This window comes from Pseudomonadota bacterium (assembly GCA_026388275.1).
In the GTDB taxonomy this organism is placed as follows: Bacteria; Desulfobacterota; Syntrophorhabdia; order Syntrophorhabdales; family Syntrophorhabdaceae; genus JAPLKB01.
The window spans coordinates 676-25,680 of record JAPLKB010000058.1 but is presented as its reverse complement, the minus strand read 5'-3'; the positions used below and the strand labels follow the sequence as shown (position 1 = coordinate 25,680).

Below are 25,005 nucleotides of genomic sequence, written 5' to 3'. Positions count from 1 at the left end.
CTCTCACTCCTTTATAAGAATATTATTTTTTACCCTTTGAGCATCCTTCCATTCCTTTGAATTCGGGAAGAAAAGAGGACTGCCATATTTGTCTTTGCCGAAGTCCCTGATAATGGCCTGGCCTTTGTCCGTCGCTGTGAGCCACTGGACAAATGTTGCAGTATCCTTCTCATTTACTCCAGTAAATTTTTTAGGATTTACCGGGATCAGAGAAATATAGTTTAAAAGGACTTCATCGCCTTCCGCAAGCACTAAAAGTTTGATTGAGTCTTTAATCGAAAGAAATGTTGCCCTGTCGATGACTGTATATGCGCCCTTCTGGTCTGTAAATCGAAGAGTGGGGACATTTCCCTCTGCACCTTTTTCGTAAGCTACATACCATGCGCCCGCAGGCTTTATACCAGCCTTCTCCCAAAGCGCCATCTCTGCCATATGTGTTCCTGATTTATCTCCCCTTGTAATAAATGCTGCACCTTTTGCAGAAACCTGCTTAATGGCTTCCGTGGCCTGCTTCATTCCCCTGATACCGGCAGGGTCGTCCTTGGGGCCTACAATAACAAAATCGTTATACATGAGGTCAATCCTTTCTGTTCCGAATCCCTCCTGTATAAATTTCTCTTCAAGTGATTTGGCATGGACCATGACAAGATCAACATTGCCTTTTCGTGCAATATCCAGGGCGGCACCGGTCCCTGCACCAACGTGGCGCACCCTTATCCCTGTCTCTTTTTCAAACTGATCTTCCAGAACACTGACGATACCTGAATCGATAGGACCTATTGTACTTGACAAAAGGATAAAATTACTACTTTCCGCATTACCGGAATGAGGCAAAACAAAAACGATGCATAATGCAACTGTGAAAAAGAAATATTTTATTTCGACACTCCCTGAATAGCTAATATCTTCAGTTAATTTTATAGAATATACTATAAACATCGTAAAATCAAGACAACTGCATTATAAAATGCCTTTAAACACCCTTATTATTACCATTTAATATATTTAATTACCTTTATGCTACATTACTAACAATAAATATTTTATAGAACTGCATTTATTGAAAAAACTTATATTTTAAATTTGATAATATTCTTTCTTTTAGTTATAATTAATAAATGGAAATTATATCTGCAAGAGATCTTTCAAAGTATTTAAAAATAAACGAGAAAAAGATTTATAAACTCGTTCAGGAATCAAAACTGCCGCATATAAAAATTGGCGGCAAGATAGCATTTACAAAAGAGACGATCGATAAATGGATACTAGAAAGTACCGCAAGAGAAGAAAATATATTTATTGCAGGCAGTGATGATATCCTGTTACGCAGGATTATTGATGTGTATAATAGCAAAAACAGCTCTACAATCTACTATGCACCTGTCGGAAGCATCAACGGATTAAAAGCCTTAAAAAAAGGCGCTGCAACCATGTCCTGTGTCCACATTCTTGATATAGAAAAAAAAGAATATAATACCTCTTATATAGAAAGATACCTTTCAGGTGATGATTATATTGTCATTCAAATGTTCTTCAGGGAACAAGGGCTTTATCTCCAGAAAAATAATTCAAAAGTAATAAACTCCATTGAGGATATTGCAGCTAAAGGTGCAACATTTATAAACAGGAACCAGGGGTCAGGCACCAGACTTCTCTTCGACTTTCTGCTCAGAGAAAAGAAGATAGATCCATCAGATATTAAAGGATACAACAACGAAGTAGAATCGCACCTTCAGGCAGGCTTGAATGTTGTAAAGGGTAATGCTGATGTTGCTTTTGGTGTTATACATTTAGCCCACATGCTCGGCTTAAACTTTGTCCCTTTATTCAGGGAAAGGTTCGACATGGTCATTCCAAAGGAACATTCCCTCAGTAGCTATGTAAAGAACTTCCTGACATTTTTTGAGCAACCTGTTCTGCATACTCACATTAAGGATTTTACCGGCTATGATGCGTCCAGAATGGGTAATATAATTTATCCCAATGTATGAGAAAGTTCTTTAAATCCATTTCTTCAACTGAATGACAAATATTTGTGAAACAAACACAAAAAACATTTAAAACACGTGTAGACATCCTGACAGAAAAAGGAACAGAAGAACTGTTTACTGAAGAAATATACAGTCTTTTATCAAATTCCGGAACATGGATTGAAGAAAACGGCAACGATATTGTAATAAAATCCTATCCTGAAGACATTGAAATATACCTTGAATATCTCAAAAAGCTGAAAATTAATATTAAGAAAACCGATATTAAAAAAGAAGAACAACAGGACTATGCCGGGCTGACAAAAAAATATTTTCGGCCAATAAAAATTGGCGACATAACTATCTTTGCTCCCTGGAACAAACAGAATACAAATAGAAGATCGATCATCATTGATCCGGGAATGGCTTTTGGAACTGGCAGGCACGAATCAACAAGAATAATGATGAAACTTATGGAGCATATTAACATGGAGGACAAAACAGTTCTTGATCTCGGGTGTGGCTCAGGAATACTTTCTATAAATGCTGTCCTTCTCGGAGCAAGGAAAGTCACTTCAATTGATAATGATGCTGATACGGTTTTTTCTGCAAAAAAGAACGTCGCTCTCAACAATACGGAAAAAATATCCCTCGCCTGTACAGATCTCCAGCATGTTTCAGGAAGATATGATATTGTATTGGCAAACCTTGATATCAGGACATTCACCAGTTACTCGGAAAAGATAAAAGAATTCGTGAAAAGATATGGGTACATCATCGTCTCCGGCATATTGTGGAAGGAAAGAAAAAAGCTGGTTCCTCTTTTTCATCCTTTTTTACTCACACAAACAGAAAAGAAAAATGCCTGGTGCGGATTTGTGTTCGGGCGTAACGTATAATTTGAGAATGTAGTATATAAATTTTGAAGGTAGTAAATATTGAAGAGCAGATTTGTCTGGTTTACGATAGTGTTTTTTATCGCCTATAAAACAGTTTTTTAAGATGAAATCTCCTTAAGCAGTTCCATTGCCCTTTTGGCTTCAGGGATATTTAGGCTGCCAAGTCCACAGCTTGTTGTTAAAAGCCAGTTCTTGCTTTCAGACTTCAGGTCAAGATTCATCATAAACTCTGCAAACCTGTCCATAAGTTTTATAATATCGTCTTTTGATATATTTAACACTTCCTCAGATGAAGGAATAAAACCAGGAGATATCCATCCGCCTCTTTTCAGAAACTTTGACAGATCTTCTTTGAAAAAAAATATTGTCTCCAAAAAGTTATAGGCATCATAGTTTACAATATCGACATTAGCACCAAATAGTACCGACCAGTCTGTATTCCCGCAGCAATGGACACCTGTTTTTGCATCTATTCCTTCCAATGTTTCATTCAGTAGGGAAATTGTCTCTTCCTTTGATATGGACACGTAGGCTGAACCAAATGAAACCATGTAGGGCTCATCAAAAAAAATAATCACATCCTTTTCGGGATACATTGTTTTAAAGGCATTAACCATCCATTTTGCCTTCATGTTCAGGGCTTTTTTAATAATATCGAAAAAACTATGATTGTATATTATAGGTTTGCCGTTTTCATCCTTTAAACCAAGTCCCATGCTGAAAGGTCCTGTTAATTGACCTTTAATAAAACAAACATTTTCCTTTATATCTTTAAGTCTCTCTAAAAATTTGTAAAAACCTGGAGCCACCTTCTTAGAAAGCGAGAAAACCCCTAAATTTCCGCTATAGTAATCTTCATAGAATTGTTCTATACCTTTTGTCTCTTCCGTATTCATAAAAACTGTGCCGTTAATATCATCAAGAACAATGCATGGCACTGCCTCAAGAAAAGTTGTGTACATATTTTCTCTATTAGATCTTTTAGGCAACTGCGGCCAAAAAGGTATTTCCGGACAAACAGAAAATATTACATCAATGGCCTCGTCTATGTCTGTAAAAGGGAAACTTCCTATTCCTGTAATCATTTTCCACCTTAGGACTTTTTGGAATTTTTAACACAGGAAAGCTACTATGTAAAGCAGATTACAAATTTTTTCTATAAACCAATCTGCATACCGTCATAAGCAATATCTATCGTGAGTTGAGATGTTTCTGAATAAATTTTTAAATACCGCCTTGTATTCTCCAAAAAATCATCCAAACCTTCATCATCGAAGGTAGGCTCGTTATGATAGATACACAGATGTTTCACACCGGCCTTTACGCTTAGCTCCACAGCTACAATATTATTTGAATGACCCCAGTTTTCCTTTGCAGAAGTCGCATCGGCAAAGGAATATTGAGCATCAAAAACAAGAAGATCGGCATTTTTGAAGAAATTTCTAAAACTGTATTCCTCGTCGCAAGCATTCTCTTTATGTTCCGAATCAGTTGAGTACACGATACTTTTGCCATCTTTTTCAAACCTGTATCCATAAGAATCCCCGGGATGGTTCTGTTTGATACCTTTAACGGTAAAGCCGGCTATCTTATATTCTTTATTTTCTTCCAGCATGTTAAATCTTATATCTGCGCTCAATGATTTAAGAGGTATAGGGAAAAATGGATATTCCTGCTGGGTTATAAAGGCATGTTCCAGTTCTTTATGAAATCCATATATATGCACCTGGTTCCCCGGGATAAAGGCGGGTACGAAAAAAGGGAACCCCTGTATATGATCCCAATGGAGATGAGATATGAAAATGTGGAATACATTAGACTTTTCCTGGGGTCCTTTAGCAGCAGATTTCATAACATCGTTTCCAAAGTCTCTTAACCCGGTTCCGGCATCACAGATGATATAATCGTCGCCTCCGTCTATTTCCATGCATGAGGTATTGCTGCCATAACTACCGGTTGCAGAGAAATTAAGGTTTCTGTTTATAGGATCGTTGCAAATAAATTTCTCAATATCCTCATCACTACAAAGCCTTAGGCCTTGCGATGCCTTGATAATATTAAATATTTTTTTCCTTATTATTTCAGATGTGTAAGAAGCAGGCAATGAACCCCGTGTCCCCCAGAAATATACCTTCACTCACCCCTCCAATGAAGAATATTGGTAAACCTCTCCCTTTTTCGTTGTTACCATCAATCTAAATAATGTAAATTATCTATAATTAATAAACAAAATGCTACAAATATACAACAATATAATACCTTATTTATCAGGATTGAGCGAAAAAAAGCAAATGAGGACGGAATCTCAATGCATTCCTTGACAGTACGGCATGATTTTTTTCAGGAAAAGTAGTAGAAAAGTACATAAGGAGTCAATAAATGGCTGATGAAGATCTTTCAAAACTTAAGATAGACAAATCTAAGACAACGATACGGCAAGGATCAAGTAAAAAATTGTTCTATTGGATATCGGCAATATTTCTTATTTTAATAATCATGCTCCTCTATATAAAAGGGGTATTCACCTTCGCTGTTCAGGTTGATATTGCAACTGTATCGCAAGTCTACCCTGCTCAGACCTTTGCCCTGTTAAATGCCAGTGGTTATGTTGTGCCACAACGTAAGGCTGCGGTAGCATCCAAAATAACCGGCAAGATTTTATCCCTTCACGTAGAGGAAGGAAGTAAGGTCAAAAAGGGAGAGGTCATTGCAAAGCTTGAAAATGATGACATTGTTGCTCTTGAGAAGCAGGCTGCTGCCAATCTTGAAGCTGCACGGTCAAACCTTGAGCAGTACAAGGCAGAATTAAAAGATGCAGGCATCAATTTTACTAGGGAAAAGAACCTTCTGGAGAAAGAATTTACTACAAAAGCATCCTATGATTCAGCAGAAGCTCGTTACAAAAAAGCTGCGGCGGCAGTTACCGGCGGGGAAGCATCGGTAAAATCATATGCTGCAGCGCTCGAAAATACCCGTGTAACATTAGGGTATGCCACGATACGTGCCCCTTTTGACGCCATCGTGCTGACAAAAAATGCCGATATAGGTGATATTATAACCCCTCTGGGAGCAGCCGCAAATGCAAAGGCTGCTGTTGTAACAATAGCTGATATGGATTCACTGCAGGTAGAGGCTGATGTTTCCGAGTCTAATCTTGAGAAAATCAGGGTAGGACAGCCTTGTGAAATCCAACTCGATGCTTTTCCTGATTCAAGGTTTCGCGGGATTATACACATGATCGTCCCTACTGCTGACAGAAGCAAAGCAACAGTAATGGTAAAGGTTCGTTTTATTGGCAAAGACATCCGCATACTTCCTGAAATGAGCGCAAAGGTAGCCTTCCTCTCAAAATCTGTAAGTGAAGCTGATGAAAAACCGAGAACACTTATCGGGAATAAGGCCATTGTTGAACTTAGCGGCAAAAAAATGGTTTTCCTCGTTAAAGGAAATAGTGTTACACAAACACCTGTGACTACCGGTAGAACCTTTGGCGAAATGATTGAGATAACAAACGGGATAAATGCAGGAGATAAAATAGTGACAACCCCTTCAAATAAACTTAGGAATGGATCAAAAATAAAGGTTATAGAGCGATAAATGAATAATTCGGTTCCTATTGTAGAGGTAATCAACCTCAATAAATCTTACAACCGCGGAAATCAGATCATACCGGTATTGAGCAATATTACTTTTAATATATATAAAGGTGACTTTCTTGCTCTCATGGGACCATCAGGCTCAGGCAAGACAACACTTTTAAACCTTATTGCAGGCATTGACAAAGTTGATAGCGGCATAATCCGGGTAGGCGGCGTTGATATTACCACATTGTCCGAGACTGAACTTGCCGGATGGCGCGGGGTCAACGTCGGTTTTGTGTTCCAGTTCTACAATCTTATTCCTGTTCTTACCGCTTTCGACAATGTGGAACTTCCGCTACTTTTGACCAATCTTTCAAAAAAAGAGCGCAAAGAACACGTCAAGATTGCGCTCAATGTAGTAAACCTTGCCGACCGCATGGATCACTATCCAGGCCAGCTTTCCGGTGGACAACAGCAACGTGTAGCGATTGCAAGAGCTATTGTAACTGACCCGACGATACTTGTAGCTGATGAGCCGACGGGAGATCTGGATCGTACATCAGCAGAAGAAATCATGGCACTAATGGAGCGCCTTAATATTGAATCGGGCAAAACAATCATTTTAGTAACACACGACCCCCGTGCAGCAGGAAAAGCACGTGTATTAAGACATCTCGACAAGGGTATTTTTAACAGTAATCTATAATGTATATAATCAAGCTGCTCATTAAAAACACCTTCCGTCACAAACTTCGGACATGCCTCACTATTTTGAGTGTTGCTATTGCTATTTTAGCCTTCGGTCTTTTGCGAACGGTCATTGACGCTTGGTATGCCGGGGTTCAGGCATCGTCTGTAATCAGGCTTGTTACAAGACATGCCGTATCAATGGTGCTAACACTTCCGATCTCTTATACAGAAAAGATCCGTCAGATCGAAGGGGTAAAAATTGTATCATATGGAACCTGGTTTGGCGGATTTTATATTGAGGAAAAAAATTTCTTTGCAAATTTTGCCGTTGAGGCAAAAAGCTTCCTTGAGTTATACCCTGAGTATATACTGCAACCTGACGAAAAAGCGGCCTTTCTTCGTGATAAGAAATCATGTGCTGCAGGAGCAAAACTCGTAAAGAGATTCGGCTGGAAAATAGGTGATATAGTGACACTGAAGGGAACCATATATCCCGGAAATTGGGAATTTGTTTTGCGCGGCATCTATAGGGGACAGGATAAAAATACCGATGAGAGCCAGTTTTTCTTTCATTTCAATTATCTGAATGAGGCCCTTAAAAAGACATCACCTACCAGGGCCGACCACGTAGGTTATTATATGATGGAAGTTACAAGCCCTGACATTGTTGCTGATGTTGCATTAAGGATCGACAAAACCTTTCACAATTCCCTTGCTGAAACGCTGACAGAAACGGAAAAGGCTTTTCAGTTGGGTTTTGTCTCCATGTCTGATGCTATTATTACCGCTTTGAGACTGGTGACCTACATAGTTATTTTCATTATACTTGCCGTAGTTGCAAATACCATCAACATGACAGCCCGTGAACGCATCGGTGAATATTCGGTATTCAAGACACTTGGATTCGGAGGATGGCGCATAGCAGGATTAATCTTTGGCGAATCACTTATCATAACCATGATGGGATGTACAATGGGCATCATCTTTACATTCCCATCTGCCAAGGCCTTTGCAAATACTGTGGGTTCTTATTTCCCTACTTTTAATGTTACTGCAGATACAATACTTATGGATATTGTATTCTCTATACTTGTCGGTATACTTGCAGCAATTATCCCTACATATCACAGCATAAAAATCCCTATCGCAGACGGCTTGCGGAGGATCGGTTAAGTTGTTTATTCCTTTATCGTACAGTATAAAAAATCTCCTGACCCGTAAGATAACTACCGTTTTGACTGCATCGGGTATGGCTCTTGTAGTATTCGTTTTTACAACAATTTTGATGATGGCCCATGGTCTTGAAAAAACACTTATAGACACCGGCTCTTATGATAACGGTATGGTAATCCGCAAGGGATCTGGTGCTGAGTTAATGAGCTGGGTTTCCCGTTCACAAGCCTCTATTGTCGAATCAGATCCTCAGGTTGCAATCGGAATTGACGGAAAACCGCTTTTTGCGAAAGAATTAAACATTCTCATAACACTCCCTAAAAAAGGCGACAACAAACAATCAAATGTAACAATAAGGGGTATAGGAAATGCCTCGCTAAAACTACGTCCACAGGTAAAACTTATAGACGGACGTATGCCGAAACAGGGTTCTTCCGAAGTTGCAGCAGGTAGAAGTGTGGTAAAAAGGTTTAAGGGGGTCGATATTGGCATGACGCTTAGATTCGGTATGCGTGACTGGAATATTGTAGGCATATTTGATGCAGGTAATACAGGTTACAATTCCGAAATATGGGGCGATAATGATCAGCTTATGCAGGCCTTTCGAAGGCCGGTTTATTCATCTCTTTTATTTAAATTAAAAGAGTCTTCCGAATTTGGAAAATTGAAAGAACGTATTGAAAAAGACCCCCGTATGAATCATGAAGTTAAAAGAGAAACAAAATATTATGCCGATCAGTCGGAAATGATGGCAAAATTCCTACGTATTCTTGGAATGTCATTGACGATAATATTTTCCCTCGGGGCAGTCATCGGCGCCATGATTACCATGTATGCATCTGTAGCAAGCAGGGTTGCAGAAATCGGCACAATGCGCGCCCTGGGTTTTCAAAGGAGGAGCATTATGGGCGCCTTTCTTTTGGAATCATTGCTTCTCAGCCTTGCAGGAGGAATTGCAGGATTATTTTTTGCTTCATTTCTACAGTTTTTTACCATATCTACCATGAACTTCCAGACATTTTCCGAACTTGCCTTTTCTTTTTCTCTCAACATTAATATTGCCTTCAAATCGCTCATATTTTCATTAATTATGGGTTTTGTAGGCGGCGTTCTTCCTGCCTTGAGAGCATCGCGGATGAATATCGTTGATGCATTACGACAAGCCTGACTAAAAAATAAAGCCCGGCAGATATAAACCTACCGGGCTTTATTTTTTTGAGTTCTATATAATATTATTCTTCCGTCTCAACCAATTCGCCGGTATCGCGTTTGCTCTGATAGATGGCCCAGCATAAAGCAGCCACACACACAACAATAACAATAACACTGACAATACGCGATGTACCGAGTTGTTCCTGTGCTACCCGCGGGGCAATCAGGTTATATTTAAGGACCAACCCAAGCGTCAACAAGCTGACCATGTTCATAACCTTTATCAATGGGTTGATCGCAGGACCTGCTGTATCTTTTAACGGATCACCGACAGTGTCGCCTGTGACAGCTGCTTTGTGAGCTTCTGAACCCTTGCCGCCGTATATGCCGTCTTCAATCATCTTCTTGGCATTATCCCATGCGCCGCCTGCATTTGCCATAAAAACTGCAAGCAACTGGCCAACAAGGATCATGCCTGCTAAAAATCCGCCAAGTGCATATGGGCCGAGCAGGAATCCTACCAGCAAAGGCGTCACGATGGCAAGCAGACCCGGGCCGATTAATTCTTTCTGTGCAGTCTGTGTACAAATATCTACTACACGACCATAATCAGGTTTTTTGGTGCCATTCCATATATCAGGATCATGGAATTGAATACGGCATTCTTTGACAATCCAGTATGCAGCGCGTCCTACAGCGCGGATCAACATTCCGCTGAAGAGGAATGGAACTGCCCCGCCAAGGAGGAATCCGATAAAAACCGTAGGATCTGCAACAGTGATCTTTCCAGCTTCAATAACATACTGCGACACAGTCATTAAGTGAATTTTTTCTTCGCTGCCAACTGCTATGACGGCGATAAAGCTTGCAAACAATGAGACTGCTGCGATAACTGCAGAACCTATTGCAATACCCTTTGTTTCAGCTTTTGTAGTATTCCCGACAGCATCGAGATCGGCAAGTATCTGACGGGCACGTTTGTAGCTGCCCGGTCTCTCTTTCTCCATCTCTTCCTTATTGTACCCCATTTCGCCGATACCATTGGCATTGTCTGCTACAGGGCCGAATACATCCATAGAAATAGTATTGCCTGTCAGGGTCAACATACCGATACCAGTCATTGCAACACCATAAGCAATAAAGAGAGGAGGTGTCCCGGCATAGGTCAGGACTGAAAGGAAGATTGCAACAGCTATGACGCCAACGGCTGCGACAGTGCTCTCATATCCTACTGCAAACCCCTGAATGATGTTTGTCGCATGTCCGGTTTGGCAGGCTTTTGCCAGACTCTTTACCGGTGAATAACTTGTGTGTGTATAATAGCTGGTAACTTTATTCAATCCAACAGCAAGAAAAATACCAATGAGGCATGTAATTGCCGGACGCATATCCAATCCGGCAATGCCGAAATTTGCAAGCCATCCAAGTTTAGAAGGATCGCCACCCGGAAAGCCTGCTAATGCCGTCGGGTTACCGGTAAGATAGACAGCGTCAAAATTTAAATAAAAATATCCGATAAGGACAAACCCAATTATACTAATTACAGAACCGATCCAGAATCCACGATGAACGCTTTTCAATGCCGTATCTGATGTATCGTCAGCACCTGCCTTAACAGTATAGGTACTGATAATGGAGCCGAGCACGCCGATACCGCGAACAAGAAGCGGGAAGATAACACCCTTATGACCAAAAGTTGCCATACCAAGGATCATTGCAGCAACAATAGTTACTTCATAGCTTTCGAAAATGTCTGCTGCCATACCGGCACAGTCGCCTACGTTGTCGCCGACGTTGTCGGCAATAGTTGCGGCATTACGCGGATCATCTTCAGGAATATCCTTTTCGATCTTTCCGACAAGATCAGCGCCGACATCTGCGGCCTTTGTATAAATACCACCGCCGACTCTCATGAACAAAGCAAGGAGCGTACCGCCGAATCCGAATCCCAGGAGGGCTTCGTATGCCTGTTCACCGTACATTATGAAAATCATGGTTCCACCAAGGAGACCCAGTCCATCTGTGAGCATGCCCGTTATGGTTCCTGTTCTATATCCAAGTTGAAGGGCCTCTCCATAACTGTGCTTTGCCGCTGCTGCAACACGGAGGTTGCCTTCTGTTGCCAGACGCATACCGACAAAACCAACCAATCCACTGAACAGTGCACCGATAAAAAATGCGCCGGCACGACCCCAACGAAATAGATCTACTGTACCGGTGTAAGTTAAAAATAACAAAATGGTAATAATGATGATTAATGGTCCGATCTTTTTAAACTGTGCTCTGAGATAGGCATTTGCACCTTCACGGACTGCAGAGGCAATATCCTGCATTTGCTTTGTGCCCTGGTCTGCTCTCCTTACTTGTTTAACAAGCATGGCAGCATATAACAAACCTGCAATAGCGATACAAAGGACAGCAAGAAGCCCGTAAATTTCAATAGGTTTGAAGCGGGGGTCGCTGAAAAGCGAAAACAGTTTGAAAACCGATTCATGAGATGCAGTCGCTTCTGCCTGAGTAAAAGAGGTTCCAGGTAAGAAAAGATATGCTCCTGCGAAGAAAAACATCATTGCTATAAGATAATTACGCCTGGATGTTTTAGAAAATTTCTTAAAGAGGTTCTGTAGATTCATCATTGTATACATCCTCCTGTAAATTGAATAAAATATTTGTCAATGACGTTATTTTATTAAACCAGCATTGACAATGTTCTTCATTAGTACTCAAATATCATGATATCAACTTTCTCATTTACTTCTGAATTATAATTTAATCTTCTCCTTGACAGTAAACCAATCTTCCATTTGTGAAATATAACTCAATCATTTTTGCATGTCAAACAAAAATTTAATATTTTATTATCTATTATAAGTAAAAATGATAAACATTAATAATCCTGCGAAATTCCAGACAGTTTTGCCGTTGGGAAAGGGTGGTCCGCCTCCGCTAACTCTTTGAAAGACAAGTGTAAACCCCGGAAATAGCAATTTAAAGTAAGTGCCGTACTTCACAAGCTTTTCTTCATACTGATTATATGGTAAGATTTCAACAAATGAATAACCAGGTGGAATGAATACACAAACATTCCATACATAGTTTCTCTTAAGGACACGCTTATAGAAGATCAAGAAAAGACAAGGGAGCAGTTAATTCAAGAACTGGAACCAAAGCGTCAGCATCTTAAGATAATAGAGTTCTTTCAAGGAGACCCACAGAGGGCCAGCAGGCTTCAGACCTGCTTAAGCTTGCCGGCAAGATGCAATATATAGCAAAGAAAAATGGACATAATCAGATTTTAAACCAGTTGAAAAAAGGGCCCTGTTCCTGATTACAAAGACAAAAGAAAAAGCAGCCGAGGAGACAACATTATGAACGAATATATTTCACTGAATGAGCATAAATTTTCAAAAAGAACTGTCAAAATACTGAATGATATCAGAATAAAACATCCTTTGATTCATCATATAACCAATTTTGTCGTCATGAACAGTACAGCCAATGTGACGCTTGCAATAGGCGCCTCACCTGTTATGGCTCATGCCCATGAAGAAATGGAAGCAATGTCTGCCTTTGCCGGCGCACTTAACCTGAATATAGGTACTTTAACACCGTACTGGATAGATTCAATGCTTATAGCAGGAAAAACCGCGGGGAGAAGAGGCATCCCGATTATATTGGATCCTGTAGGTTCGGGAGCAACCTCAATGAGAACCGAAGCCGTTAAAAGAATTATTGCAGAGATACCTGTAACTGTCATCAGGGGTAATGCGTCCGAGATAATGTCTTTAATAGCGCCTGAAGAAGAAATAAAAATTCGCGGAGTGGATTCACTTGAAACAGTTGATGCTGTTCGTGACGGCGCACATCATCTGGCAAAAATACTTAATAAGGTTATTGCTGTCACTGGCAAGGTTGATTTTATAACAAACGGTGAACATGCTATAGAAGTGCACAATGGGCATCCAATGTTCGGGTTGGTTACCGGTACGGGCTGTGCCGCAACTACTGCTATTTCCTGTTTTTGTGCAGTTGAACCGGATCCTCTTGTGGCAACAGCAGCAGCTCTCGGTTATTATGGACTTGCAGGAGAAGAAGCGGCTCGCATATCAAAAGGGCCAGGGAGCTTTCAAGTGGCCTTATATGATGCGCTTTATAACCTTTCCGAAGATAAAATACTTGAAGGTCTCAAAATAATACCGGTTCCAAAAGAAACATAACAAACATTATGAAAAAACCATTATTGCATGATTTCCGGCTATACCTGGTAACAGACCCTCTTTTAAACAAGGGTTATTCTGTGCTTGAACAGGTAGAGCTTGCCCTTATAGGAGGAGTAAAGATCATCCAGATAAGAGAAAAAAAAATGCCCATACTGGACTACATTAAACTGGCTTCGGAAGCATTGAAGCTTACCCGTGCTCACGATGCTTTTTTGATAATCAACGACGCCATTGAAGTGGCAATGGCTGTAGGGACAGATGGACTTCACCTGGGCCAGGAGGATATATCTATTAAAGAAGCCCGGAATATTCTGGGCGCTGGTGCGGTTATCGGAATATCCGTTAAAACCGAGGATGAAGCTGTTTATGCTGAGGAAAACGGGGCAGATTATTTAGCGGTCAATGGTATTTTCCCAACTGCTACCAAAGAAGATCTGGGAGACTGTGTCGGACTTGAAGGAATTACCCGCATACGTGAGATTACCCGTTTGCCCGTTATCGGTATCGGCGGAATAACTCTGAGTAACTGCCGCAGTGTTATCGAAGCAGGGGCTCACGGCATAGCAGTTGTAACTGCCATTACCATGTCAGACAATATTCCTCAAACCTGCAGGTCTTTTCTTGATATTATGGATGAATAAGGTCTTTTTTCAACATCACGGTATAACAGGATACATATAATCAATGTCAGCAAGTCTAAGGTAATGTTCCGCTTCCTCTGATTTACCCCTTTTCTTTGCGCCGTTGGCGACTATCAGACATTTTGTCTTTAGTTCTTCCGCTGCCTTGATTTTCTGTGTTTCATCCAATATTCCGCTATTCAATAAATTGGCAAGACTTTGAATCCTGAATTTATCCATTGCTTCATAGCTTTTCGAAAGCTGATCATCGTGCCCGCCTCTTTTAACAATCAGCGGCTGCTCAATAAATAAAACAGGATATTGTGCAGAAATTCTAAGCCATAAGTCATAGTCTTCACAGACGGGCATAGACTCATCAAATAAACCAACCTTATCAAACATTTCTCTCTTTATCACAACAGACGAAGGACTTATAATGCAGAGAGGCAGACATTTCTCAAAAATATAGCCTGAATATTTCCTGTGTTTCAATTTCTGGTTCATCCTTTTTCCATTCCTTATCCAAATTTCGTCCGTATAAGAAATTAAAAATCCCTCTTCCATCATTCGTTTCATCTGCACAGCAAGTTTACCATTCTTCCACAAATCATCTACATCAAGAAAAGCAATATAATCTCCCTGCGCGACTTCAATACCTTTATTCCTCGCACTGCTGATTCCACCATTCTTTTTCCAAATATACTTTACAGGCAACCCGTCTATCTCTTTAACAGATTCATCCGTAGAGCCGTCATCAATAACTATAATTTCCTTATTCTGATAATCCTGATTTACAACAGAAAAAACTGCTTCTTTGAGAAAACTGCGCCTGTTATAGGTTGTGATTATTACTGAAACCAAATTATTCATTATTATGAAACTTCTCTATTTTTGTCGGGTTTTAAAAAACGGATTGCGGATTTAGGATTAAAGCAATAATTTTTTAAATTGCTAACTTTGAACCTTAGATCGTAAACAAATATCACGCTTTATTCAATTGAAGTCTTATTGTTATTCTTTTCGGACCTTCTGAGAGATTAATACCCCAGACAGGCATAAACATGGTGCTCTGATAATTTCTTTCGAACCCGCTTTCGGATAGCGAAACAACTTCCACCGGATGGGTCCAGACAGCAAAAGGATCATCAAAGTCAAGCGAAACATCAATATGCTGGTAGGGATCATGAAATAACGCGCGTCCGGACGGTTTCAACACACCCTGTGTCGTAAGAGATAACCTTTCTCCATCTATCTCAACATATCTGTCGCCGCCGCTTCCAAGAAAAGAAAAATTGAACTCAATACCCAGGTAAAATGTCTCATCAAATTCGCCTTCAATCATATAATCGGCAAGAATTGTGTTTTCGCCTTTAATTAAAATAATGTCTTTCTTTATTTTTAATGCAATGTCTTGTCCGTGTTTAAGAAAACGACCTTTTCTTTCCATGGAAAGTCTTACAAGATTCTTTTCTTTCTTTATTACAGCTTCATAGGGCTCCTTCACAAAATCACCCGGTTCAAAGTAGCTGCTTTTGTAAAAACTATCAAATTCAACATCTTTTCCCATTACATGATCAATAAAGGAAGCTCTTCTGTACCAGTCATAATGGAGGTACTTACTGAGACCTTCTTCCTTGGCAATCACCATATCATGAATTGTCTTTGTCCCATCGGCAACATCAGCAGATACAGCTGCTTTTATCTTATCGTGATAACCCTCGTATCTTCTCTGAAGCGTTGCCATTATATTTACCGAAGAAGGCTTGTAATCAAGCTCATACATGACACCGCCCTCTTTAAGAAAAAAACAGGCTTTTATATCGTTATTATCAAGTATTGCCTCATCATAACCATCTATATTTATATCTTTCAATACACCTTCAGCAAAGGGTTTTTTAAGCTCCAGCAGTTTCTCAGCCTCAATAAGATGCTCGTACACCGATGCGCGCAGATGGGGAAGGTACAGACCGCCGAATACTCCATGCCAGTAGCTGTCGTTGCTCTGTCCCATGAAAACATGTCTTCGGGCTTCTTCATTCTGCCCAACTTTTTGCGTAACATCGAGCATCTTTTTGTGCATATCGTTGCTCTCATCGTATTTTATGAGAAAATACTTAAAATAGCCGCCCTTTAAAAAATCTCTGTAGTTGTCTTCTGCGCAGTTTATACAGGCATCGTATTTTCCGGATTGACATGCAGGGAGGCACCACTCTGCCATCTCTTTATAGGAATTACAGTTTAGATATATACGTCCCTTAGGAGGATTATCAGACATGTATTTACTGAATGTAGTTGTTTTCAGCCATGCCTTATTTTTCTGAAGGTATGCAAAAAACGTTCTGAGCCAGCCTTTAGTATAAACATGGTCATATGTTCCAGGCCAAAGACCGAATTTCTCACCGTCATCTCCAAAAACTGTCAGATCCCCTCCCCTTTTCTCAACGCCTTTGAAATATAGATCGATATCTTCAATCGGTTTAAAGGGGATTGTATATCTCAAGGATTCCAGCCCCGGGAAAATAAACAGCTTCTTTCCTTCATATTCAGTAATAAAATAACCGAAGAGGTCTTCATCTGCAACACCGACAGACTTGAAATGGTTATCATCAACAAGGGTGTAATGGATACCGGCCTTGTTTATGATTTTCGGCATATAAGGCTCATAGACCCTTTCGGCAAGCCACATCCCTTTCGGCCTGTTTCCAAAAATACTTTCAGCATAATCCATATGCATTTTAATTTGAGAAATCCCATCGTCTTCCGACAGGAATGACAGTATGGGCTCATACATACCGCCGGAAAGAATCTCAATCCGCCCTTTTTTTACAAGTCTTTTCAATAATTTGATGTAATCAGGTTTATTCTGATTCAACCACATCAAGAGGTAACCCGAAAAATGGAGGTTTATTTTGATGTCCGTAAATTCATCCATTACTTCGAAGAAAGGTTTATAAGCCTTTTCATAAGCCTCTTCGAGGATAAAATCCATATTTCCGACTGGTTGATGATTATGAATACAAATGATTAGATGCATGTGCATCCTTTTAAATAAAATGGCGGGGACGACGAACTCGCGGCCTCCGGCGTGACAGGCCGGCGTTATAACCAACTTAACTACATCCCCGCTTAAATGGTAGGCGGAACAGGTTTTGAACCTGCGACCCCCGGCTTGTAAGGCCGATGCTCTCCCGCTGAGCTATCCGCCCATGTTCGGTTAATATAGCAGGTTCATTTTTAAATGTCAAACTGTTCAAAGTCAAAATCCCGTAATGAGAAAGAAAAATGAGAGGTAATAGAACATATTGTCAAATTCATATCTCACAATTTCATTTCTTTAATTTTCGGTTTTTCAGGCTATCTCAGCCTCTTCTTCGTATATGAAAATCGGACGTTCCCTGTTTATAATTACATCTTCACTTAAAACGCACTCTTTAACATTGGGGAGTTCGGGTATCTCATACATTACGTCCAGCATAGTCTTTTCCATGATTGAGCGCAAACCTCTGGCGCCGGTTTTTTTCTTCATGGCCTCTTTTGCGATTGCTCTGATAGCCCCCTCTGTAAAAGTAAGCTTTACGTTCTCCAGTTCAAAAAGTTTTTTATACTGCTTAATAATAGCGTTTCTCGGCCTTTTCAAAATCTCTACAAGCACATCTTCGGTCAGTTCGTCAAGCGTAGCTATTATAGGAAGTCTTCCTATAAACTCCGGGATAAGCCCGTATTTCAAAAGGTCTTCCGGCTGGATTTCCTTAATCAGTTCTGAGTATCTTTTATCGCGTCCGCCCTCTACATCAACTCCAAAGCCAATTCCTTTTTTCCCGATTCTGTTTGCAATAATCGAATCTACACCGTTAAAAGCGCCGCCGCATATGAAAAGTATATTTGATGTATCTACCTTAATGTATTCCTGCTGAGGATGTTTCCTGCCGCCCTTTGGCGGTATATTCGCAACTGTACCCTCTATAATCTTTAAAAGCGCCTGCTGAACGCCCTCTCCCGATACGTCTCTCGTTATCGACGGACTATCCGTTTTTCTTGAAATTTTATCTATCTCGTCTATATAGACAATGCCTTTTTCTGCCTTTTCCACATTATAATCTGCAGCCTGAAGAAGATACAGTATTATGTTTTCTACATCTTCACCAACATATCCGGCCTCGGTAAGCGTAGTTGCATCTGCTATTGTAAACGGGACATGAAGGACCCTTGCAAGTGTCTGCGCCAGCAAGGTTTTGCCGGAACCCGTTGGTCCGATCATGAGAATGTTGCTCTTCTGAATCTCAACCTCATCAAAGCTGAGCTTGGATTCTATCCTCTTGTAATGATTGTATACAGCTACAGAAAGGGTCTTTTTTGCATAATCCTGTCCGATAACATATTCATCGAGAAGTTTTCTGATCTCATGCGGTTTCGGTATGGATGTTTTTATGTAATCAAATCTTTCTTTTTTTACCTCTTCCTGTATAATCTCATTGCATAATCCTATACATTCATCACAAATGTATACCATGGGTCCTGCGATAAGTTTTTTTACTTCATCCTGACTTTTACCACAAAATGAACAGTACAATTTCATTGCCCTGCCATTAGGTTTTTTAATCATTGTCATCGTCTTTTCTCCACAATTTCATCAATAATACCATATTCTTTAGCCTGCTCGGGGTTCATATAAAAATCCCTTTCTGTATCAAGGGCAATTTTTTCAATAGGTTGATCAGTGTGCTCCGTAAAAATCTTGTTGATCTCTTCACGCATCCTTAAAATCTCTTTTGCCTGAATGTTAATATCTGTCGCCTGCCCTTGCACGCCGCCGAGCGGCTGATGAATAAGGATTCTCGAATGAGGCAGGGCATATCGTTTGCCTTTTGCTCCACCCGTAAGGAGAACTGCGCCCATACTTGCCGCCTGGCCTAAACACATTGTTACAATAGGAGATTTCACATACTGCATCGTATCATATATGGCAAGACCGCTGGTAATATGCCCGCCGGGAGAATTAATATATAGATATATGTCCTTTGAAGGATCTTCAGATTCAAGGTAAAGGAGCTGCGCAATAACAATATTGGCTACATTATCATCAATAGCTGTCCCGAGAAAAACAATCCTTTCTTTAAGGAGTTTTGAATATATATCGTAAGCCCTTTCACCCCTTCCATCCTTCTCTATGACAATTGGTACAAGGTTCATACCTTCTCCTTAATGACAGCGTTTTCTCTCAAAAAATTAACTGTCTTTTCCTGTACAATGCTGCCCTCTACATAACCCATAAGTCCGTTCTTTTCATAAAAGCTTTTCACATCATCATAAGACCTTTTCGTTTCGTCGGCAAGTTTTTTCATCTTTTCGTATACTTCGTTTTCTTCCAGTTTTATCCCTTCTTTTTCTGCTATCTTCGAAAGTACAAAGTCTGCTTTAATCCTTTCCTCAGCCTTTTTTTCAAAATCTATTCTGATATTTTTTTCAAACTGCTGGAGATCTTCAGCAGAAAATTTATTTACGTCAAAGCGTGATAACGCATCACTCATCATACCCTCTATGCGTTTTTCGCGAAGTCTCTCCGGAACGGGGATATCGGCACCATTAATCAAAGTCTCAATTATTCTCTGTGATATAAACTGATTCCTCGAATTCTCTTTCTCCTTTTTAATCTCTTCCCTCAAACCTTCTCTGGCCTTTTCCATATTTTCAAAATTAATGTCTTTTGCAAATTCATCGTTTATCTCAGGGAGTTTCTTCTCGCGAATCTCCTTTATCATCACTTTAAATAGAATCGTCTTTTTTGCAATATCCTTATTCGGGTAATCCTCCGGAAAATCTACGCTTATATCTTTCTCTTCACCGGATTTCATACCGAAAACCCCGTTTTCAAACTCAGGCATTGATTGGGGAGAACCGAGTTCCATAGGGTAGCCTTCAGTAATGATATCTTTTACAGGCTTCCCGTTCATATACCCCTGATACTTAATAATAACAAAATCGCCTTTTTGTGCCACTGCATCAGGCTCCTTTATTGACATCTGTGCATGCATTTCTCTTAAACTATTCAACCTTTTTTCAACATCTTCATCCGTTACCTCAATAGCATCAACCTCAACCTCAACACCTTTATAAACGGGTATCTCTATTTCGGGCATAACTTCACATTCAAGTGTATAGCCATAACGTCCGTCTTCTTCGATAAAATCCACTATGGGTTCAGTAATCGGTTCAATCTTTGCCTCAGAAATGGCATCTGCCATTGAAACTTCTAAAAGTCTCTTTTTTACTTCATCATCGATATAGTCCTTGTAATAGGTTGTCAGAATTGACTTTGGAACCTTTCCGGGTCTGAAACCTTTTATCTTGGCATGCTTTTTCAGTTCTTCATATACCCCTTCCCTCGTCTCCGCAAACTTCTCTTCGGGAAATACGACCTCAACCTTTTTCTTTACACGATCAATTTCTACCACTTCTACTTTCATCCAAATCCTCCATTGTCAGATTATGTATTATAAACACAACTTCCCAAATTATCAAGATATTTCGGGGCATGGCGCCAGCTTCAGGCAACAGCCTTAGATGTAAACTCAATCTTGTTTCTAAATATATGCCGTATAAAATACGCTTAAGTATCATTCAAATCTGATATACTGTAGCAGCCGACATGTTACAAAAAGGACATTCAACAACACCAGTCTGGAATTCCCTCAAACAGCCTTTTTTCAGGATGCTTTGGATTACCAATGTGGTATCGCTGATAGGAACGTGGATGCATGAGGTCGGAGCTTCCTGGCTTATGACAACAATTGCGCCCTCTCCTTTTATGGTTGCTATGGTTCAAACAGCCACTACTTTGCCCTTTTTTTTGCTTTCCCTCCCTGCCGGCGCACTGGCTGATATTTTTGACAGGCGGCGCCTTCTTATTATTGCCCAGATATGGATGCTTTGTGTGTCTGTATGTCTGGGTATAACAACGGTTTTTGGTTTAACAACACCCTTAATTTTACTTTTCTTTACTTTTTTTCTCTCTTTGGGTGCTGCAATAAATGCCCCTGCCTGGCAAGCTATAATCCCGGAAATTGTCCATCGTGATGATTTGCCTTCAGCCATCACCCTTACGTCAGCCGGATTTAATATAGCAAGAGTCGCAGGCCCTACTCTTGGCGGCATTGTAATAGCAGCTATCGGCACAGGCGCAACTTTTCTTTTAAACGGCGCATCTTTTCTCGGGGTAATCATTGTTCTGAAAGGTTGGAAAAGAGAGTACAAAAAAAATACACTTCCCGAAGAACGTTTGATCGGCGCCATAAAGACCGGGATAAGATATGTGAGAAATGCACCTCAGGTACGGGCTGTTTTAATCCATTCTATATTCTTTTCTATTTTCAGCAGTTCTCTCTGGGCATTTCTGCCGATTATAGCTCGGAAAGACCTTGGATTGAGTTCATTGGGTTATGGAATTCTGATGGGGCTTTTCGGTATAGGCGGACTTTCAGGTGCAGCTCTTCTAAATTTGCTGAGAAATAAAATTTCTTTGAATCTACTTGTATTGACGGCTAAAATCATTTTTGCACTGGCCATAATTTCACTCGCTTATGTCAAATCGTTTATATTGCTCGGTATAACCATGGCAGCAGGCGGCATAACCTGGCTGATACTGCTTTCAGTTTTCAATACGGTTGTACAATCCGTAATACCATCCTGGGTACGGGGACGGGTCTTGTCTGTATATCTGCTTATCTTCTTTGGAGGGATGGCAACCGGGAGCGCTCTATGCGGATCAATGGCAACCATAGGAGGCATACCCTGGGCACTCACCATCATATCGTTATGCCTTATTATCAGCGCCATTTTTACCTTGCGGTTCAAACTCACGAGCGGAGAAGGTCTGGATCTCACCCCATCCCAGCATTGGCCTGTACTGACTGTCTCCAATGAACCGGAAACCGACGAGGGGCCGGTGCTTATTATTGTGGAATATTGTGTTGAACCTTCACAGTCAAAGGAGTTCATACAGGCAATGAAAGCATTAAAGACAATACGCCGGAGAGACGGTGCAATAAAGTGGAACCTCTTTCACGAAATAGCAAACCCAAAAAATTATACTGAATCCTTTATCGTTGAATCATGGGGAGAGCATATGCGGCAGCATGAACGTATGACTGTATCAGACCATGCGATATGGAATCTCGCCAGATCCTTTCATGCTGGTTCTGAACCCCAAATCGTCAAACATTTCATCGCAGAGGACATTACGGATTGAAATGCGCCCTTTCCGTCCTTATTGGGACAACTCCTCTTTCACAATTCGAGCATATGGCCTTTTAGCTTTGATCGTGAATTATGTTTTGAAATCAAGTATTTTCATGGGTCTTGAGAATCGTCAGAAGTAAGAATCTAAAGGGCATAAAATATCCTGTCATAATATTATAATAAATGTCGTACTTATCCTACACAACATGTCGTACTTATCCTACATACAAAAAATTAAATTTGTCATACTTTGTTAAAGTAAGTATGAAAAAACCAAACTATCCGCGAGGACGGGATGGAAAGCTAAAGGGTCTCGGTAGAGATATTTTTGCGTTCTCACGAGAAGACAGCCGGCTGCCGAAGATGTGCTGCAGGCTATGGTGCAGCGCTATTTTTTCGACAGTCGAAAGAGCAATAATATTCCATTAAGGAGGATATCATAATGAAAACCGTATCGAGAAGCATTAAGACAGCGCGGAGCGCTTGGGTACTCACCTTTGCAATCATTTTTGTCATCCTTTTCTCCCTGGGACAGGGTGCCTCTGCCGCAACTATCAATACATATGACAACTTTTGGAAAGGGTACATCGATACTGACAAGTGGATGCCGGGCGGCACTACCAACTATCTCAGCGTCCGGCCAAGCATTTTGAACTCCCCGTCGAACTATGTGCTCCATGCGGAAGGATACGGAACCGCTAACTATGACCGCGCCAGGCTCGTGACAAAGAACACCTTTTCAGGCTACTTCGGGGCCGGCTTGACCTTCTTCAACTTTGAACATTCCGGGAATTTTGCCTCAGGGGGCACGAATCCGCCTCCTTCAATCACTCTGGCCATTGGTGACTGGGTGGGCGGCGTTGCGTCCAATCCCTATTTCCTCATTTCCCGGGCCGTAAACCCCTCAGGTCAAGACATCATAGGATGGAAAGAATATAGCGCAAATGGTTTGTCAGTCCTTGGCAAGGGCGGCGGCAGTTATATGGGTACCTCGGGCGGACTGGAACTCAACTACAAACCTGACCCTGACCCTGACAAGACGGAATTACAGTTGGGCTACTTTGCTTCTACCGACACCAGCACGTGGAGTGACCTTACTCCCGTGACGATTATGACCTTTACCGGTGTGCATTTTAACGGCGACCCGCGCCTCCTGATCTCTTTTGCTCCGGGAGGATTAGCGGAAGGATTAGACCCATCATTCACAAGTGTCGATGTGGGCGGGCTCTACTATGCCACGCTTGTTGATTCCCACCCCGTGCCCCTGCCATCCGGCCTTCTGCTTCTCGCCCCCGGCCTTGCAGGTATTGCAGCAATAAGGAGAAGATTCACAAAGTAATCATAAACGATCAATCATCGAGGCAGGGTCAATTCAGCCCTGCCTTTTTTGTTCATCTGATCTTCCCTTTTCTCAACTTTAAATTCCCTGTCGAACAAGCTCCTCTTTGAGTATTTTTAGCTCTTTTCTCTCGGTCGGTCTGCGGCATGTTCGGGGATATTGATCTGCGGCGTTCTGCTTCGCCTTGCGATCCTCCGACGTACGTTCAGTACGTCTGCGGCCTGCAAATCTCACAGCCCATCCACATCTGCAACATCCCCGACATGCCGCAACCCACTCAACCCGGATTCACATATACGATTATGTGAATCCGGAATAAACAAGGGGGCAAATTTTTCCATCTTCAATTTGTTGCTCTCCCTCCCCCTGTTTTCTCTTTGTAAAAGCTTGTATATATTCATTCTGTGAACCAATTTTTCATGCAACTATTGACAATACCTATTATAATACCCAAGCCTTGAGGAAAAACTACAAATGCATTTGTCTCTCACAGGGATCACAGGGAAAGGCCGGATAAAAGTTTTTGAATATTTTGTATTTTTTTGTAAAAATATTCTTGAAAATAATATTTGATATAGTGTATCTATTACAATACATGTTTATAAATTAAAGCACATCTTTGTAAGTACATCTTTTGTCGGGGCATCTTAAGTTAAATCATAAAAAAGCAGTGAACAGTGAATAGTATTTAGTGAATAGTAAAAAATGGAAGATAAGATTAAAAATTTCAAGGATTTGAAGATATGGCAAACTAGTAGATTTGAAGATATGGCAAACTAGTATGGAATTAGCAAAGGTTATTTATCAAGAAACAGATTCTTTTCCTGCAAAAGAGACTTACGGAATAATAAGTCAGATGCGGAGATCTGCTGTGTCAGTAACTTCAAACATAGCCGAAGGTTTCATGAGAAGGTATAATAAGGAATATAAACAGTTTTTGTATATAGCACTCGGGTCATTAGCAGAGCTGGAAACTCAGGTGCTGCTTTCTGAGGAATTGGGTTTTTTGAAGAAAGATAAAAACAGGGATATTCAAGCTGATATTAACGCAATAAATAAAATGATTACTGGATTAATAAAATGTCTTTAACTATGTCCCGCATTAAGCGGGATTAAACCGTACACT

General features: G+C 40.7%; 20 protein-coding genes, 2 tRNA genes and 1 riboswitch. Of the genes, 11 read left to right on the top strand and 11 right to left on the bottom strand.

Features of this window, described 5'->3' with window-relative positions; translation table 11 throughout:
• Positions 1-3: 3 nt before the first annotated feature.
• Positions 4-939: a substrate-binding domain-containing protein gene (locus NT010_13235; GenBank protein MCX5807000.1), complete on the bottom strand. Its 936-nt coding sequence runs from the start codon at positions 937-939 to the stop codon at positions 4-6.
• Between the two features lie 179 nt (positions 940-1,118).
• Here NT010_13235 and NT010_13230 point away from each other — a divergent pair, with 179 nt between their 5' ends.
• Both NT010_13230 and NT010_13225 read left to right on the top strand, forming a co-directional pair.
• Positions 1,119-1,991, top strand: a complete 873-nt coding sequence (locus tag NT010_13230; GenBank protein ID MCX5806999.1) for a helix-turn-helix transcriptional regulator — start codon at positions 1,119-1,121, stop codon at positions 1,989-1,991.
• Between the two features lie 44 nt (positions 1,992-2,035).
• A complete protein-coding gene (locus NT010_13225) occupies positions 2,036-2,869 on the top strand; it encodes a 50S ribosomal protein L11 methyltransferase (protein MCX5806998.1) in 834 nt (277 codons plus the stop codon).
• Between the two features lie 98 nt (positions 2,870-2,967).
• Here NT010_13225 and NT010_13220 read toward each other — a convergent pair whose 3' ends face one another.
• Both NT010_13220 and NT010_13215 read right to left on the bottom strand, forming a co-directional pair.
• Entirely contained in the window at positions 2,968-3,954 is a 987-nt protein-coding gene (locus NT010_13220; GenBank protein MCX5806997.1) for a hypothetical protein, read from the bottom strand.
• A 71-nt stretch (positions 3,955-4,025) separates the two neighbouring features.
• Positions 4,026-5,006, bottom strand: a complete 981-nt coding sequence (locus NT010_13215; GenBank protein ID MCX5806996.1) for an MBL fold metallo-hydrolase — start codon at positions 5,004-5,006, stop codon at positions 4,026-4,028.
• A gap of 242 nt (positions 5,007-5,248) precedes the next feature.
• Here NT010_13215 and NT010_13210 point away from each other — a divergent pair, with 242 nt between their 5' ends.
• Genes NT010_13210 through NT010_13195 form a run of 4 tightly spaced genes read left to right on the top strand, consistent with a single transcriptional unit; the run spans position 5,249 to position 9,481 of the window.
• Positions 5,249-6,466 (top strand): efflux RND transporter periplasmic adaptor subunit, encoded by a 1,218-nt coding sequence (locus NT010_13210; GenBank protein ID MCX5806995.1) that lies wholly within the window; start codon positions 5,249-5,251, stop codon positions 6,464-6,466.
• Positions 6,467-7,156, top strand: a complete 690-nt coding sequence (locus NT010_13205; protein MCX5806994.1) for an ABC transporter ATP-binding protein — start codon at positions 6,467-6,469, stop codon at positions 7,154-7,156.
• The gene (locus tag NT010_13200; protein ID MCX5806993.1) at positions 7,156-8,313 is read left to right on the top strand and encodes an ABC transporter permease; all 1,158 of its coding nucleotides are present in this window, start codon (positions 7,156-7,158) and stop codon (positions 8,311-8,313) included. The genes NT010_13205 and NT010_13200 overlap by 1 nt, the downstream gene beginning before the upstream one ends.
• A gap of 1 nt (position 8,314) precedes the next feature.
• On the top strand, positions 8,315-9,481 hold the full coding sequence (locus NT010_13195) for an ABC transporter permease (protein ID MCX5806992.1): 1,167 nt from the start codon (positions 8,315-8,317) through the stop codon (positions 9,479-9,481).
• Positions 9,482-9,545: 64 nt separating this feature from the next.
• Here the strand turns inward: NT010_13195 and NT010_13190 are convergent, their stop codons facing one another.
• A complete protein-coding gene (locus NT010_13190) occupies positions 9,546-12,101 on the bottom strand; it encodes a sodium-translocating pyrophosphatase (protein ID MCX5806991.1) in 2,556 nt (851 codons plus the stop codon).
• Positions 12,102-12,833: 732 nt separating this feature from the next.
• Between NT010_13190 and thiM the strand changes: the two genes are divergently transcribed.
• Together thiM and thiE are read left to right on the top strand one after the other, a co-directional pair.
• Positions 12,834-13,682 carry a hydroxyethylthiazole kinase gene (gene thiM / locus NT010_13185; protein ID MCX5806990.1) on the top strand — a complete coding sequence of 283 codons (849 nt, stop codon included), beginning with the start codon at positions 12,834-12,836 and terminating at the stop codon, positions 13,680-13,682.
• Positions 13,683-13,690: 8 nt separating this feature from the next.
• A complete protein-coding gene (gene thiE, locus NT010_13180) occupies positions 13,691-14,326 on the top strand; it encodes a thiamine phosphate synthase (GenBank protein ID MCX5806989.1) in 636 nt (211 codons plus the stop codon).
• Between the two features lie 15 nt (positions 14,327-14,341).
• Here the strand turns inward: thiE and NT010_13175 are convergent, their stop codons facing one another.
• From NT010_13175 to tig, 7 genes are all read right to left on the bottom strand, one after another.
• Positions 14,342-15,175 (bottom strand): glycosyltransferase, encoded by an 834-nt coding sequence (locus NT010_13175; protein MCX5806988.1) that lies wholly within the window; start codon positions 15,173-15,175, stop codon positions 14,342-14,344.
• A gap of 112 nt (positions 15,176-15,287) precedes the next feature.
• Positions 15,288-17,339, bottom strand: a complete 2,052-nt coding sequence (locus tag NT010_13170; GenBank protein ID MCX5806987.1) for a DUF1926 domain-containing protein — start codon at positions 17,337-17,339, stop codon at positions 15,288-15,290.
• 20 nt (positions 17,340-17,359) lie between these two features.
• Positions 17,360-17,429, bottom strand: a tRNA-Asp gene (locus tag NT010_13165).
• 7 nt (positions 17,430-17,436) lie between these two features.
• A tRNA-Val gene (locus NT010_13160) sits at positions 17,437-17,511 on the bottom strand.
• Positions 17,512-17,654: 143 nt separating this feature from the next.
• Complete coding sequence (gene clpX / locus NT010_13155; protein ID MCX5806986.1) at positions 17,655-18,905, bottom strand: ATP-dependent Clp protease ATP-binding subunit ClpX; 1,251 nt, start codon at positions 18,903-18,905, stop codon at positions 17,655-17,657.
• Between the two features lie 5 nt (positions 18,906-18,910).
• The gene (clpP, locus tag NT010_13150; protein ID MCX5806985.1) at positions 18,911-19,495 is read right to left on the bottom strand and encodes an ATP-dependent Clp endopeptidase proteolytic subunit ClpP; all 585 of its coding nucleotides are present in this window, start codon (positions 19,493-19,495) and stop codon (positions 18,911-18,913) included.
• Positions 19,492-20,769, bottom strand: coding sequence for a trigger factor (tig, locus tag NT010_13145; GenBank protein ID MCX5806984.1), 1,278 nt, complete (start codon positions 20,767-20,769; stop codon positions 19,492-19,494). Before tig ends, clpP begins: the two co-directional genes overlap by 4 nt.
• Before the next feature lie 182 nt (positions 20,770-20,951).
• Here tig and NT010_13140 point away from each other — a divergent pair, with 182 nt between their 5' ends.
• From NT010_13140 to NT010_13130, 3 genes are all read left to right on the top strand, one after another.
• Positions 20,952-22,550: an MFS transporter gene (locus tag NT010_13140; protein MCX5806983.1), complete on the top strand. Its 1,599-nt coding sequence runs from the start codon at positions 20,952-20,954 to the stop codon at positions 22,548-22,550.
• Positions 22,551-22,802: 252 nt separating this feature from the next.
• A riboswitch (cyclic di-GMP riboswitch) is annotated at positions 22,803-22,902 on the top strand.
• 80 nt (positions 22,903-22,982) lie between these two features.
• Entirely contained in the window at positions 22,983-23,879 is an 897-nt protein-coding gene (locus tag NT010_13135) for a hypothetical protein (protein MCX5806982.1), read from the top strand.
• 760 nt (positions 23,880-24,639) lie between these two features.
• Complete coding sequence (locus NT010_13130) at positions 24,640-24,969, top strand: four helix bundle protein (GenBank protein MCX5806981.1); 330 nt, start codon at positions 24,640-24,642, stop codon at positions 24,967-24,969.
• Positions 24,970-25,005: the final 36 nt, after the last annotated feature.